This is a genomic window from Vibrio sp. MACH09, from assembly GCF_033238805.1.
Lineage (GTDB): Bacteria > Pseudomonadota > Gammaproteobacteria > Enterobacterales > Vibrionaceae > Vibrio.
The window spans coordinates 1400831-1415679 of record NZ_BSFZ01000002.1; the positions used below are offsets into that span (position 1 = coordinate 1400831).

Genomic DNA, 14849 nt, shown 5'->3' on the forward strand with positions numbered 1-14849 from the left:
AACCTTGCCACCGACAGGATTACTGGTAAGTAACACTAAATGCAACGCTTGCACTTACATCCCCTGAGGGTGAAGAATTTCCGCCATAGTTGTAATACTTAGCGACTAAAGGCAGATTAAGAATAGCATTGGAGATAGGCCTTGAGGTGGCATCCATTGTGATAATCTGGTTTTTATCGTGGGCACCGTTGATTATCATTTGGTCGCCGTTATTGTCACCACCACCAGAATAAATGGCGATACCAATACCCGTCGCTCCGCCACTCGTTTCATTAACCAGTACATTGGTTGCGTCGGTGTCAGTTGTACCTTCGAATGTCAATCCTACGGTTTTTTTGCCAGTAGATAAATCACACTTCTCAAGACTGATCACAAAAGGCATGCTACCAAACGCCGTCCCTTTCGCGCTCAATGCACTATTTGAAATTTTTTCCAGTGTCACATTGAGGGTTTTTGATTTGACACTACAGGTTGGCGCATAAACTGAACCGGCAAAGGTTATTTGACCATCTGCCGCGTATACACCGCTCGATAGCACTGCTGAGCACAACAGTAAACTTGCGTGCTTAAAGGACTGGCCATTATTTTTACCTATAAATATTTTGCTAAACTTCATTACTACTATTCTCCATTTGTACTTGTGTTTTCTGGGCGTCATACTATATTGGAGTCAACGCCTGACGAATTAGCATTAGAGAACTGTTTTTAACTGAACTGCTAAAAATTCATCACCTCGCTATATGTATAATAAAAACTTATAAATCATAGAAATAACTCATTAAATTGATACCAACGACATCAGTAGATTTAAATGCAACTCAATTGCATATATATTAATTAGGAGAGACTGTAACTTATGAGTCTTAGATTTCATGAACAACTTGCAAAATGGTTGGATGAAAAAGAAATAACCCGAAAAGATTTTATCGCTTTATTACAAAGTCACTATCACGCGGAATTTTCAGGATTAGATTCTGTCACTTTATCTCGCTGGATTAAGGGGCACAGCACACCAAGTGTTGATAAACAGTTGTATATAGCAAAATGCTTAAATGTTGACATGGTTAACTTAATTACGGATATCGAACTCAGTAAAAGAAAAACACCAGTCAAACACAGCACGGCAATATCTGAACTATCAAAAATTCTCGATAAAACAACATCATACTTCTCTTATGACATAATAATCGGTGAAGCGGATATTGAAATTAAAGCGCTAACTCATAGCGAATACGTTGAAAAATTTGGTAATTTCGACAAAAATGCGTCGGCACTAAAAGGTTATTATCACGAGTTAAATAGCATGGGGAATGAGATTAATTACTCCTGCATACTGATCAATAATGAGCATAACAATACCATTGGGCACTTATCTGGCATTACAGATATTCGCAAATTAAGTTTATTTAAATCTCTTAATGATATTCCAAAGAGCGATTTCGAAAGAAGTTGCATTATACATCTGGGAAAATACACAAGTTCAAAGCATTATTTTGAATTGGTTTATCAAGCCCTTTGTCTTTACTTATTAAAATATTCAAGCCGTCTTGATAAAGCCTATTTTTTTATTCCAGACTTCACCGCTATGATGCTTTTCTGCAAATTGGTGCTTAAAGCAAAGATCATAAAATACTTCCCGTCTAGTACAAAAACAGAGATCGGAGTTTATCTTGTTTCATTCGATATATTAAAAGTAATTGCATCACCGATCATTACTCAGGAAATTAGGTCCAGATTAGAGTGTGTCATGAACTGCGATCCTAACTGTAGGAAATGTAACTTGCGTGACTTCTTATAGTTAATATGGTCAAGAAGAACCGATGCCCCCTATTCAAAATCTAAAGTCATGTTGATGTTGGTGGACTCAAAGATAATAATGACCACCAGCGCATGTTGATCCTTACAAAAGTAGAAACAGAATCCTTTAACAATAGCCCCTACAACCTGCAAATAGATAACTATCGGCAGGTTATAGCTTAAACAGTTGCAGCCTAGAAAATATTAATGCTTAACGACATTAGTGTTGCTTAAGGATATGTCACCCGTTGGGTTTATAAGATGTGGTAGGATTTTCGGCAAGTTGAGTTCAATGTCTTTGTCCGTCACTGGTGTAATGGTTTCGTTATACCAGCCCAGTAACCCAAGAACGGCATAGCCAATTGCATCATCCTCTTCACTATGCTCAATAATGATCTGCAAAAAACGCAGGATCGCTTTTTCATTCGAACCCGCTTGTCCCCGTGTCTGGTGAAAAACAACGGTTGCTTCTTCAATTAGGTTATCAAACTCAGTTTCAATCGCTACTTTGAACGAACCGCCATCAACGGAAATTTTCATTTTTGTCCCAAATATCTACATTTTAATTAGTGCAGAATTGTAACGATTTCCATTAGAATTGTCGCGTTCTAGCATTCAGTTAAACTTTGCAAATATTGATATTGTACTTGTCAACATAACAGAAAAAGTGGTGCTAATGGCGATAATTAGAATATAAGAAGTCTCGTTACTTAAACTTTTCATGAAAATGTTCAATTAAAAAATCAAGAAACAAACGCAGTCGTTTTGGTTGATACTGACGACTTAAGTAAATCACATTTAGGTCTGCCCCTGCTTGAGAAGTCGACGAGTTAAAATTCTTCATATAACCATCAAGCACCGTGACTAAGCGATTCTGCTCTATGTCATCTTGAACATCGAGAATGGACTTTAATGCTATTCCCGCACCGTCTAATGCCCACTGGCGAATCACTTCACCATCATCAGAATAACGCTTTGGTATCACAGTGATCACACTGTGCTGTTCTTGGCTTTGAAAGTGCCATGTTTTTAACTCTTCATTACTCCGAATCATCGCTAGGCAGTCATGTTCAACTAAATCTTGTGGCGTGTTTGGTACGCCCTTTGTTGCAAGGTATCTAGGTGATGCACACAAAACACGTCGACTCGACGCGAGCTTACGCGAGATTAAATTACTGTCGGCCAGTTCACCGTAACGAATCATCATGTCCATCCCTGATTCCGTTAAACTGGATAAGTTATCGTTCAGATATAGATAAGGAACCACATCTGGATATAGCGCGTTAAATTGTGACAATATTGGCGAGATGTACTGTTTACCTATGTCTCTTGGAGCGGAAATTTTTAACGTCCCGCGCACTTGCGTATTTCCGGTTTGGAGGCGGTTCTCCATCTCCTTAACACTATCAATGAGCTCCAAACAAGCTTGATAATAGGTCGCGCCGGAGTCAGTTAATGAAATGTGCCGAGTACTGCGATTAAGAAGCTTCACTCCGTAGCGTTCTTCTAGCGCTTGTAGCCGTGCAGTGACAGTTGCAGGGGATAAACCTAACTCTCTACCAGCCGCCACCAACCTTTGATTTTTGACAATGCTCACAAACAACGTCATATCAGAAAACTTGTCCACGCTCTCTCCTTCAACCTTATTATTCGACTGAGATGAATAATAAATTCACATATTACCCAATTATCAATTATTTCCAAATCAATATACTCATTTCATCGTAGTGTGACCCCAAAAACACAGTGAGAATCAACATTAAAACTATCGGTGTACAACTAATTAAGTAAGGAACCAGCAATGAGCAGACTATTTGAAAGCGCACATCTAAAGCAATTGAAACTACAAAACAGAATCGTTATGGCACCGATGACGCGAGCACGTACCACTCAGCCGGGAAACATCCCAAACCAAATCATGGCCACCTACTATAAACAAAGAGCTAGCGCTGGGCTTATCATCTCTGAAGCAACACAGATTTCTGATGACGCACAAGGTTATTCATTCACCCCAGGTGTTTACAACGATGACCAAGTAGCCGGTTGGAAAACCGTTACTCAGGCGGCAAAAGAACAAGGTGCAGCCATATTCTGTCAGCTATGGCATGTTGGTCGCGTATCGCATCCTGTTTTCCAAAACGGCGAGTTACCCATAGCTCCATCAGCACTCGAACCGGTTGAAACTCAAGTTTGGATCGCCGATGAACAAAACAGTGGCAAAATGGTGGATTGTGTAAAACCAAGAGCGATGACTGAAGCAGACATAGACCGTGTTATCAAAGATTTCGCCAATGCAGCAAAACGAGCCATCGAATCCGGCTTTGACGGTGTCGAAATTCATGGTGGTAACGGCTACCTTATCGACCAATTCTTACGTACTAATTCTAACCATCGAACCGACAGTTACGGGGGCACACGCCATAACCGAATTCGTTTTTTATTAGAAGTGGTTGACGCAGTAACTGCCGCTATTGGCGTAGACAAAGTAGGCGTACGACTCGCCCCCTTTATCACATTTAAAGATATGAACTGTCCCGATATCGTCCCAACGATTTTAGAGGCATCTAAGCAACTTCAAGCACGCGATATCGCCTATTTGCACCTGTCCGAAGCAGATTGGGACGATGCGCCAGTGATTCCTGAAAACTTCCGTATTCAACTTCGTCAGAATTTTACAAATACTATAATCGTAGCGGGAGGCTACACCCAAGAAAGAGGCAGTGAAATAATCGAACAAGGATATGCAGATTTAGTCGCTTTTGGACGACCATTTGTCTCTAACCCAGATTTGGTTGAACGATTAAAGCTTCACCAACCGTTAGCTGAACTTGATGGGTCAACGTTGTTTGGTGGCAACGAACATGGTTATACCGACTACCCTACTATTGGTTAATGTCGCTAGATATTAATCACCCTCACACCTTGAACACTGAGTTGTGCCAAGGTGTGAGGCCATCGATTCCCAACGTCTAGAAAAATACTGTAAACAGGTAGCGGGTTCTCACAGCATTTTATTATGCATGCTTCTCTAGATACACACGAACAAAACCAAACTCCGCATCGGTTTCTTCATTCACGATTTGCCAACCATTCTTCAGATAAAAATTAATGGCTTGTGTATTGGATTTGAATGTTTCCAGTTTTAAAAGCGTATGGCCTGATCTGGCCATCGTTGACTCAATATATACCAAGAATGTAGAGCCTAATCCTTTACGTTGCACATTCGGGCTAACCATCAAGATATGAATAAACGCCTCTTCCAACACGCAATAGCCAACGAGGCTATCCCGCTCAATTGCAATTAAACAGTTTGAAAGGTTATTCGTCACTTCTTTATCAGATTCACCAGATGATAAATACCCGTCCACCGACTCATCACCAAGAAATGAGCGATAACATTTATCGATGGTGTCTCTCGCGAGAGTTTGAATTGACGCTAAGTCTGACTCTGTTGCTATTCTAAATTCCATAATTATTTCACTATGACTGTTTTTATGATGTCTTGATTCTAAGTTACTCAAGTGATTTCACAATAACGCTCATAAACGATTAAATCACGAAAGTGCCGAGTGTTGTGAATCTTTTTAGACTGTTTGTTAACGGTAGATTTGCGAAAAGCTAATTACACAGCACATAGGTGATTTAAAGGAGCCCAAGCTAACTCATCAAGATCAGCTAACTTTTTACTCCAGATCCAGCCATTTAACTCATATTCTTTTACTAGTATTTCATCAACGATTAAATTGTGCTCTTTGGCATAATAGTCCTTAAGTACGGTCACTTCTCCATTATCAATAACGAGTATTTGTTTAGGAACCCAGCCTTCTTTGTTTTCGCCACGGCAGAAAATCCAGTTTGCCCAATCCCCCTCTGAGTCGGATTCCTCTACCAATTGCAACGTCTCACCTTTTACTATTCGAATAGGAGATTCAGGTGCATCTTGATAGTCTTTAACCACTTTGTATTTCATAGCTTATCTCTACTCCATTCATATAACATCGAGTTAAGTGATGAACGATACTTACCACCCAGCCTAACTCGTTGTACCTTAAATACTTAAACCAATTTGAGTTTAATCACCACGTGTTTTAAATCAGTCTCAATCGCTTTATTCTGCGAGTTCTTTTAAGTCTAGCGTCATGGTAGTTGAGCCTGAAAAGCCGATTAACCATTTTAAGTACGGAAAACTATCTGACTTTACTGCAACAAACCCTTTAGATTCATAAAGCTTCTTTGCTCGCGGGTTGCTATCGATAACGTCCAAGCGTACAGAGGAATAACCGTTGTTTAATGCATAACTAATAATATGTTCAAGTAATAAAGAACCAACACCCTTACCTCGGGAATCACTCTCCACGGCAATACCGTCCATAACTAGCTCACCATTTTCCGGCTGGCGCTCAAATAAGCTAAATACCGCACAAGCCCAAAGCCCGGGAAGAACACCAAGTTGATTCATTAACCCTTTAGCGCCAATACCTCCCGTAAGCGAACCTGAAGAGATATTAAAGCCGCACAGCCCGACGATATTGTCATCGCAATAAGCAGCAAATGAATATTCGGGAACAAAGCTTTTAGAGAGAGTAATGATACGACGAGTTTTATTAGGAATAGCACGGCTAAACTTAGAACCGAATGCCTCTTCGTAGAGCTCAGCGACGGCCATCGAGTTCTGCAAATCCCAACCTTGTTTGATATGAATAGTCATTAGTTCTCCTCAAAATACCAAGTGCTGTGTATCCGTCCATTCCACTTTGTAAACGATTTAGGCTCGATACTCATAAAGATTATTTTGTAACCCATATAGCTCTACTCTCTTTTGGAAGCTAAAACCTACTTTCTTTAATAGTTTATTTGACCGCACATTTTCCAGAAGAGTGACTGCATAAACGGTATCTAATAAATAGGTGTCCATAGTTACAGTTAACGTCTTTTTAGCCGCTTCACTAGCATAACCTTCTCCACAAAATTCTGCCAAAAGCGCATAACCTAGATCGGGATATTCCAGTTCATCTCTTTTTAATACCCCACACATACCAATGGGTGTGAGGTCATTCTTTAGAGAGACCAAGTTCAGACCAAAACCATTTTTGTCATAGCTCGCCATTGGACCATGCTTGAGATAATGAATAGCCTCTTCTTGAGTTCGAACATTTTTGTCCGCAATATACCGAACAAACGACTCCTCATTGAGTAACCGGATAATAAACTCGGCATCGCTCAACTCAAACTGTCGAATAACTAACCTTTCTGTTTCACATACCACTTTCATGTGAGCACGTCCTCCAACTCAAGAAACGGCTTTTGCTTTATTATGACTTCAACCACGACAGGTAAACTGGGTTGAGATCTTTCACATCTTGATACAGCCAAACCATCCTGTCTACAAACCATGTTTTTGTAAACATAAGCCAAAGCATACTTAACAGCATTAAGTCATAACTTATTGTATAAACTGCAAAACACCAAAAAGGCACTCCTATCACTTGAAGCGCAATGATGATGCGACACATCTTTAAGTGATGAGGGGGAATTAGGTCTTCTTTTTGACGGTTTAGGTAAATACGCTCGCCAAATGTGCCCTTTGACGCCCAGTTGTTTGTATTTGTTGGTGCCGAGAACAACCGTGGGTTTAACCAAGTCCAAAAGGAGACTACAAACAGAGCGAGGAGAGTCCACCAGCCTAATACATCCCTGACAGCAAGAGCCATGGTGAAAAGAGGTAAAATGGTAAATCGAGAATATACACTCATGGGGTTAGAGTGCCGTTGCCACGCTTTCTCATCCATCGACATGAGTTTCTCTGTTGCTTTTAAAATGTCCATGAAACCTCCAAAGTTATAAGGCTGCATTACCAAGTGAGCAACACTATTTTAAACCTTACTATCTTAAGCCTTGTTACCCTATGCCTTGTTACCTTAAGTCTTGCTAACATGGCTATCAAAATCAAAGTGGCGAACCCAGCAAGATTTCTCGAGTATGCGAACTAATTAATTTGTTTTAAAGTAAAATCATTCAACTCAGACACGGTTTTGATGATGTAGACTTTTTTGCTACTTGAGTAGCCCATTAGCCTCGCAGAGAAGTCATCGTTCCAAAACTTAGGGCATAACTTCAGTGTCTTATAACTATTCAATGTACCTTTTAGTACTGAACTTCCTTCAGGCCAACCTTCCGGCTTTACAAATAGCCCTTTCAAAAAACGCTTAGTGACAAACCAGTAGCTAACTAAGTATGGCAAGTCTATATAAACCAAAGTGTCTGCTGCCGCTAAACGCTCATTAAAAGAACTGATAGGACCAAAACCATCAATGATCCAAGATTCAGAACGGAGAATTTCGTTGTGTGCAGCATCAAATTCCTCTCGCGCTACAAACTCACCATTTGGCTTGTAAACGATCGAATCTAATTGATGAAGCGGTAAACCGCTCACCACTGCTAATGCTTTGCTTACTGTTGATTTTCCGCTACCCGGCTTTCCAAAAACGGCTACCTTTTTCATTTAAATCCCTCCAAGAGACTATTTCCCAAAAGGTAGAAAAAGAAAACCCACCTTCTAGGGTGGGGTCGATTTATCAAAAGCATACCAAAATCCCACCATTCCTAAGGAATGATGATAATTCGATTGTTAAGTTGCACTTGATTAAATTTCATTCAACTACTTTTATATAAATGCGGTCAGTCGTCAATTAATCTTTGTATACGGGATAGTCGCTGGCAAAGCATATAGGTAGTCACCGACACTACCACTAAAGCTAACGCATATTCAGCTAAGATTCGAATGTCATTAAGATCTTTAGTCACTACATCTGTTAGTTTAATTTCCATTGTTATTCCATGCTCATAGCACTCTGTTAAGGGGTGAGCAACACTATTTTAAACCTTGCTTACATGGCAATCAGAACCAAAGTGCCTAGCGACCCAAAGTTTCAAGGACTATGAAGATATCGTTTCCAAAATATCTGTTGCATGGAATCGATCCCTGGACTGCTCAAAAAAGGTAACAAAAATGTTCTCAAGTAAATGGATTGACCTGACCTAATACCCCCTTCTTTACCTACATTTCTTTTAAGTCTTTTTAGGGCGTACAAACTATGTGATACTGTCACCTGTGGTACATATGCGAGCCCGGATCATATCTGCTCATGTTCTTTATCTCCTTGATTTGCTGGTTACAAACATGGATATATTGAACATGAGCGTCCTTCGAGAAAAGCCCTAATGTGCGATCTCCACCTTCCTAGAAGGAGGAGGTTTAAGGGTTGAAAACAAAAAAACGCCGGCAAATTTGCCAGCGCTTTTTCTAAATAAATCCGATTCAGGCTCGGGTTATTTTATATTTACTAACCTTGCCTTCTTTCTGGGCCTGAGTATATGCTGCCTTGATTTTCTTCATGGCTTCAATTTTACCGGCTTTTGCTTTGGTAACTTGGGGTTGTGATTTCATAACCTAAACCCTCCTCTCCTAAATCGTTCGTCACCTGAAATTGTAACTCATCTGCATAAATTTTAGCAAGCCGATCATAAAAGCGCTTTAATTTATTGTCTTCTGCTACACAAAGATAAGCTTCAGCATTGCTGTTTTTGTAATGGAACTCAAGTAAATCACGAATAATTATCCCTAGCTCACGCATGGCAGAAACACTCATTATTTCATCAGGCTTGGAAAAGTATGTGTCATCATTAAAGTTCTGTTTTAAATCAAACTTCACTTCATAACTGTTTTCCCGATATTCAATACCCAGTTCTTCCGCTTTCTCATTAATCATCTTTCTCGAACGGGTTGCATCGATCCGGTTGAAAACCATTACATAGGTATGCCCGCCAACTTCAAACTCAGCTATTTGGCAGGCAATATCACCAACAGAGAAATCTTCTAAAACCCAACTATCCAAAAATGGCCTCTACTTACTTTTTATGCCGAAACTCATTCCGGTTGGTAACTTCATCAACTAGAGTCAGCAGCTCTTCTCTATATTTAAGCAACTCTCCTAACTCAATATCTACTGTTTTCTTACAGTTAGTTACATCAAACTTATATTTATTGATTGGCGAGAGGAAAACGGCGATAGAGATCTCAGTTGTCGATACAGGTTTCATTTGAATCGACCAAGGTTCCTTACACACATTCTTAGATGTGTAGGTATTGCATCACAATGGTTATTATCGTTGGTATGGTAACTCATATATAGCAGTGACGTAACGTTACTCAATTTAAAACTATAGCTACCTACCCCGGAAAAAACGATAAGGCACGTTGCAACAAGAAAACCATAAACTAAATGAGGTTACGCAAGTCAAAGTTACAACAGTCACAACTTTAACAATCATCAATCGAATTACATCATCAATAACTTTTCGATGCTTATCGCAATAATAATCTGCCAAATAGACATTCCATATTGCGCCTATTGCCATTAGTGCCATAGCTTCTTCATACCAACCTAAGAAACCAACAAACGCGCTGTAAGCGAGGTAAAACGCGCCATGGGTAAGGTAAGCAACTTCTAACGTTTCATCAGGTAATTTTGCAATTTTCTGGTGTTGATTGGCCAGCCACCCCATAAAGCCGACATAGAAAAACCAAATAACTAAAATATGGAAAAGTGGTGACACAATGATAAACATCCCAGTCTAAATAGCTTGAATTTACTTCGATATTCCGCTAAGTAAACCAACGATTAAAGCAAAGGCCAATATTCCGGAACCATCACTCTCTTTAACTTCCTCTACTCCATTTTTATTATCTGCAGAATATGTTGCCTCGCCTTCAGCGACACATAGTTCACCTTCCACTACTTCATTGATTTTATCTGAGTAGGAAATATCGATAGCTTCGACTTTTATAGTAGATATCTTGCTTATTGCAGGAACAAGTTTGTCTTTTAATTCGGAAGTGATTTTCTTAACATTACTTAAATCTGTCTTGGTAAACTCTTTGTTATGAGCAATTTTATTCCTTAACGTATAGAGCTTTTTCCATTTCTTTTCTAAGTAGTTTGATTCACAGTCCACTAAGTCTGAAAAATGACGAGACCAGTGAGAACGGGGAACATAGGGCTCAACACCTTCACCTGTAATTTCTCCGTCACGAATTTTTCTAAGAACTTCAGCATCAGCTTCTTTCGCTGCATGTTCTTTAAAAAGAATGTCATTGATCTTGATAAAATCGATATTATATAGAGGGTTATTGCCATTAGTTTCGGCTTTTAGAGGAATACCTGGCACACCTTCAGGAAGAGTCTCAACCCACTTAGGCCCCAAGTTTATCAAAGCATATTTTGAGAACAGCTTTCTCATCAGATTCTCAATGTAATGTATCTCTGGATAGGCCTTTTCTGCATAGTACCCCGATATGCCGTCAAACACCGGAGTCATTGTTCCGTACTGGCTTGAAACAGCCCTTTTTATCTCTCTCAGTAAACTGGATAAATGATTTACATCTTTCTCGTTTTTCTTGGACACTAAAACTAAGTCAAATAGCTCTGTATCATGGTCAGGGTATCGATCTCCTTCATCAATAAGGTTAAAGGTAAACTCACTCTCCTCAAACTTTATTGCATTTTCACTCAGCTCTACGCCTTTAAGTATACCTAGCAATTTTTGGAAATTTTCTATGCCTGAAAATTGGTTTTTCTTCTTATTAAATAGAATTAGGTAATTAACTTCAGTTGTCATGCTATCTCAAAATATCTTTGGTTAAGGGTGCAATAAAGTTATTACACCCATTTATGTTTTGAGATATTCTCATGCTTAAGACTTTACAAATCCACCAGTTTCATATGTTTTTGTGCTATCCAACTGTAAAAACATACAGTTTGGTGTAGAGTTTTATTAAATTCTCACAACCTCACTTAGCTCCAGCTCTTCCAATGCATCATCAGGTTTGTCGTTTAGCTAGGAAAGCAGGAAGTAGAGTTGATCGACAGTGAGGGTTTTAAAGCAGCCTTCGTCTTCGTTGGCCAGTAAGGTACGCCGCACATTTTAGCTGCTTCAACGGTTATGGTGTGGCGAGCTTTTCTGGATCGATGTTGTGCAAACATATTGCCGCTTATCAGCGCTAAGTTGATCAACACCGGAATAAACACGGGGCCGTCGATAGCAATAAAGTTCCTGCAACGTTGGCTGAATGCTTACAACAAGCAAAGCCAATATTCAGATTTAGGCGTCAACGGCCAGATAGGCTCAGCCAATATCAATGCGCTATATGCATACCTAGAACTCACAAAGAACGGGAAAAAATAATGTTTTGGCAGTCACTAAATTGCAGCCAGAGAGAAAGGTATTTGGAGATAATAGAAGCCTGCTAAATCTCAAGTTCCATCGGAACATAGCGCATTCCATTGATGTTGAGCTCTTCAGATAACGCTTTAAAACCCACTTTTTGATAGAAGCCTAACGCATAAATTGAAGCCTTAACTGTTATCTTATTGCTATCACATCTTTGCTTCATTTCATCTACCAGCTTGCTAGCGATTCCACAACCATGATAACTGCTATCAACGTATAATTGACCGAGATAATTTCCATCTCGCCACGCTATATAGCCAACAAGTTTATTGTTACATGATGCCTTCACCGCCTGATAGACAGTTTTATCTAAAACTCTTTCAACATCCGCTTTTAAAGCAACCCTTAAAGCCTCTTTGCCTTCTGTATTCAGTAAAGGAGCAACATGCTTTTCATTTACCGTTTCAGCTAAGATTCGAATGTCATTAAGATCTTTAGCCACTACATCTGTTAGTTTAATTTCCATTTTTACTCCAAGCACATAACACTCTGATAAGGGATGAGCAACGCAGATCACGCACCCATCCCATGGCATCATAAACACAAGATTCAACCGGAATAAATAAGATTATTCGCATTCATCTCAATCTCAAAATACATTCCATTCCCTTTACTGCAAAGAGAGCTTAAAAGTACGCTGAAACCCCTTTTTATCTATTAAACCACATCAATTTTCCTACAAGGCATTCTGCCTGTGCCAGCACATCCATATAAATTTACGTCTATTTGAAGAGTGTCCGTCCCCGGTGACGGATGATACCGATGATGATTCTGAAATATACGACTGTCCCTTCCCCTATTGGAGTCATGACTATTTTTCTAAAGAAATATGTCTCAGCAAAAGATTAAAAAGCATCAAGAACTTTTAAAGGAGTGGTACTAAGTCACTCTTTTTCAGTTTAAAAACCGATAGTAACTCTCTATACTAAGCTTTCATTGGCAAAATCCAATGATGGGATTGGTCTCCCGCTTAAATCAAGGCGTATAAACGCCAGCGTATTGCTGGTTTTTTTGTACGCGGCACCTGCACATCTCTATGGTGGGCTGGGTGAGAGCACTTCGGTGCGCCGTTACTTGATTGCGGTAAGACCAATCTCATTCAGTTCGCCACCCTATGATTGGTCTCATTGAGCGTGGTGATCTATTCATCACAAATCAAGGAGGCAATTATGCCTTACCAAATCTCTGTTCCTTTCCATGGATCCACTTTGATCCTGATTGATCATAATAACGAGCCATTTATTCCACTCAAGCCGATCGTTGAAGGCATGGGAATAAACTGGAGTTTCCAACTAACAAAGCTTAATCAAAACCCTTCTCACTGGGCTATTGCAGTGTTAGCCGTGCCTGCCATAGATAAACATCGGCCAGTTCCTTGTATTCCCCTTAGGAGACTGTTCGCGTGGTTACTCACGCTTAGGACTTGTTGGCTTAGCCCTACCGCGCAAAACAACATTTTCCTTTATCGAAATAAGTGCGATAGCGAGTTGTGGAAGTACTGGAGCCTCACTCATCAATTGTCCCCAGCGAAACACTCAATCAATAAGATGAACTAATACGCCTAAGCGAGCATTTGGCGGGGAAACTCACATCTCAGCAAATTCGTGTGGCTATTCTCGCCCATCTTTCGTGTATTAATTTCGCGAATATCTATTTGATGTATTATTCTAGTACTACATATAAAACTAAACTCTTATGTTAGGACGTTATGGATAACTCAGGCCTCTCTTTCTCTACTTTTATCTTGGCGTTATCTCCTAAGGCTAGCAGAGGATAAAAGAATGAATAAACTGAATACCACTCTTCTATTAGGGGCGCTTTTTTCTAGCTTTGTTAGCGCCCAAAAACCGATTGTTCTTGACGACAGTTACCAACACGACAAGTTTGGCACCCAGCCCCATGAAACGGTTAAACAGTTTCGCGCCTTTACCGCCAGTATGGACTCGCTAGATATTGATAATCCATCAGCCATACATAACGCCATGGGCACCCCTGAATGGGTTGCCTATGAGATCAAGCAATACGGTGGTGAGTGTATTCCTACTAAAAAACGCCCTAAGTGGGCGTCAGAGACGCAATTTGTAGAACAAGGGATCGCGCCAAAAGACAATTCCTACGTCTATTCAAAAGGGTTTCGTAAAGATAATCCCGACTGGTTCGTTCGCGGCCATTTACAAATGAAATTGATTGCGGAAAGAATGGGAGCAGATGCCGCCGCCAATACCCACACCTTTTTAAACGCTGTACCTCAGCGTTCTAAATTTAACGGCGGAATATGGTTAGACCTTGAGTACATTACCACCGCGTGGGCAGATAAGTTTGGTAGCGTTTGGGTAGTTACAGGCCCTATCTATTTAGATCAGTTTGCATATGCGTTTGTAGGGCAAGATGATGAGTTCCCAGTGGCGATTCCTGATGCTCTATTTAAGATTGTGATTAAAGAGAACGGCGAAAGCATCGACACTCTCGCTTTTATCTATCCACAGATCAGCGCTGGCTATTATCAGAAACATTTTGACCATAGCCGTTACCTAACCAGTATAAAAGAAGTGGAACAGTTAACTGGGCTCTTTTTTCTTAACTCGCTTGATGCCAAACAAGCGAAGAAAATAAAGTCGCTTAGAGCGGATGATCTATGGCCTTATCAAAAATCCGATATTATTAGAGCGTGTAAAAAACAAAAAAAGAGTGAGTCATCGAGCAAAGGTTAAGCAAAATAACTTCTTTGTATTATTTTTAAGAATTTTACGGTTCTCAAATAT

General features: G+C 39.9%; 19 protein-coding genes. 4 read left to right on the forward strand and 15 right to left on the reverse strand.

Translation table 11 applies throughout. The features are described 5' to 3' along the window. Positions 1-19: 19 nt before the first annotated feature. Entirely contained in the window at positions 20-616 is a 597-nt protein-coding gene (locus CHJ_RS21495) for a fimbrial protein (RefSeq protein WP_317918982.1), read from the reverse strand. Positions 617-856: 240 nt separating this feature from the next. Between CHJ_RS21495 and CHJ_RS21500 the strand changes: the two genes are divergently transcribed. Continuing rightward, on the forward strand, positions 857-1798 hold the full coding sequence (locus CHJ_RS21500; RefSeq protein WP_317918983.1) for a helix-turn-helix domain-containing protein: 942 nt from the start codon (positions 857-859) through the stop codon (positions 1796-1798). A gap of 203 nt (positions 1799-2001) precedes the next feature. Here the strand turns inward: CHJ_RS21500 and CHJ_RS21505 are convergent, their stop codons facing one another. Continuing rightward, positions 2002-2337, reverse strand: a complete 336-nt coding sequence (locus CHJ_RS21505; protein WP_171752469.1) for a hypothetical protein — start codon at positions 2335-2337, stop codon at positions 2002-2004. A 166-nt stretch (positions 2338-2503) separates the two neighbouring features. Beyond that, a complete protein-coding gene (locus tag CHJ_RS21510) occupies positions 2504-3424 on the reverse strand; it encodes a LysR family transcriptional regulator (RefSeq protein ID WP_317918984.1) in 921 nt (306 codons plus the stop codon). 174 nt (positions 3425-3598) lie between these two features. Between CHJ_RS21510 and CHJ_RS21515 the strand changes: the two genes are divergently transcribed. Beyond that, the gene (locus CHJ_RS21515) at positions 3599-4690 is read left to right on the forward strand and encodes an alkene reductase (protein ID WP_317918985.1); all 1092 of its coding nucleotides are present in this window, start codon (positions 3599-3601) and stop codon (positions 4688-4690) included. Positions 4691-4811: 121 nt separating this feature from the next. Here CHJ_RS21515 and CHJ_RS21520 read toward each other — a convergent pair whose 3' ends face one another. From CHJ_RS21520 to CHJ_RS21575, 12 genes are all read right to left on the reverse strand, one after another. Further along, positions 4812-5267: a GNAT family N-acetyltransferase gene (locus CHJ_RS21520; RefSeq protein WP_317918986.1), complete on the reverse strand. Its 456-nt coding sequence runs from the start codon at positions 5265-5267 to the stop codon at positions 4812-4814. A 152-nt stretch (positions 5268-5419) separates the two neighbouring features. Further along, positions 5420-5767 (reverse strand): SH3 domain-containing protein, encoded by a 348-nt coding sequence (locus tag CHJ_RS21525; RefSeq protein ID WP_317918987.1) that lies wholly within the window; start codon positions 5765-5767, stop codon positions 5420-5422. A 138-nt stretch (positions 5768-5905) separates the two neighbouring features. Continuing rightward, the gene (locus CHJ_RS21530; RefSeq protein ID WP_171752474.1) at positions 5906-6505 is read right to left on the reverse strand and encodes a GNAT family N-acetyltransferase; all 600 of its coding nucleotides are present in this window, start codon (positions 6503-6505) and stop codon (positions 5906-5908) included. A 57-nt stretch (positions 6506-6562) separates the two neighbouring features. Further along, positions 6563-7069: a GNAT family N-acetyltransferase gene (locus tag CHJ_RS21535; protein ID WP_317918988.1), complete on the reverse strand. Its 507-nt coding sequence runs from the start codon at positions 7067-7069 to the stop codon at positions 6563-6565. Positions 7070-7109: 40 nt separating this feature from the next. Further along, positions 7110-7622 (reverse strand): DUF6653 family protein, encoded by a 513-nt coding sequence (locus CHJ_RS21540; RefSeq protein WP_317918989.1) that lies wholly within the window; start codon positions 7620-7622, stop codon positions 7110-7112. 161 nt (positions 7623-7783) lie between these two features. Next, positions 7784-8299, reverse strand: coding sequence for an adenylate kinase (locus CHJ_RS21545; RefSeq protein ID WP_317918990.1), 516 nt, complete (start codon positions 8297-8299; stop codon positions 7784-7786). 176 nt (positions 8300-8475) lie between these two features. Next, positions 8476-8625 (reverse strand): hypothetical protein, encoded by a 150-nt coding sequence (locus CHJ_RS21550; RefSeq protein WP_317918991.1) that lies wholly within the window; start codon positions 8623-8625, stop codon positions 8476-8478. 578 nt (positions 8626-9203) lie between these two features. Continuing rightward, entirely contained in the window at positions 9204-9692 is a 489-nt protein-coding gene (locus CHJ_RS21555; RefSeq protein ID WP_317918992.1) for a hypothetical protein, read from the reverse strand. Between the two features lie 13 nt (positions 9693-9705). Continuing rightward, positions 9706-9897, reverse strand: coding sequence for a hypothetical protein (locus CHJ_RS21560; protein ID WP_317918993.1), 192 nt, complete (start codon positions 9895-9897; stop codon positions 9706-9708). Between the two features lie 126 nt (positions 9898-10023). Then, on the reverse strand, positions 10024-10413 hold the full coding sequence (locus tag CHJ_RS21565; protein ID WP_317918994.1) for a hypothetical protein: 390 nt from the start codon (positions 10411-10413) through the stop codon (positions 10024-10026). A 33-nt stretch (positions 10414-10446) separates the two neighbouring features. Next, positions 10447-11475: a HEPN domain-containing protein gene (locus tag CHJ_RS21570; RefSeq protein WP_317918995.1), complete on the reverse strand. Its 1029-nt coding sequence runs from the start codon at positions 11473-11475 to the stop codon at positions 10447-10449. A gap of 628 nt (positions 11476-12103) precedes the next feature. Further along, the gene (locus CHJ_RS21575) at positions 12104-12553 is read right to left on the reverse strand and encodes a GNAT family N-acetyltransferase (RefSeq protein WP_317918996.1); all 450 of its coding nucleotides are present in this window, start codon (positions 12551-12553) and stop codon (positions 12104-12106) included. A gap of 703 nt (positions 12554-13256) precedes the next feature. Between CHJ_RS21575 and CHJ_RS21580 the strand changes: the two genes are divergently transcribed. Continuing rightward, positions 13257-13643, forward strand: a complete 387-nt coding sequence (locus tag CHJ_RS21580) for a phage antirepressor N-terminal domain-containing protein (protein WP_317918997.1) — start codon at positions 13257-13259, stop codon at positions 13641-13643. Between the two features lie 225 nt (positions 13644-13868). Beyond that, entirely contained in the window at positions 13869-14798 is a 930-nt protein-coding gene (locus tag CHJ_RS21585) for a DNA/RNA non-specific endonuclease (protein WP_317918998.1), read from the forward strand. Positions 14799-14849 lie beyond the last annotated feature (51 nt).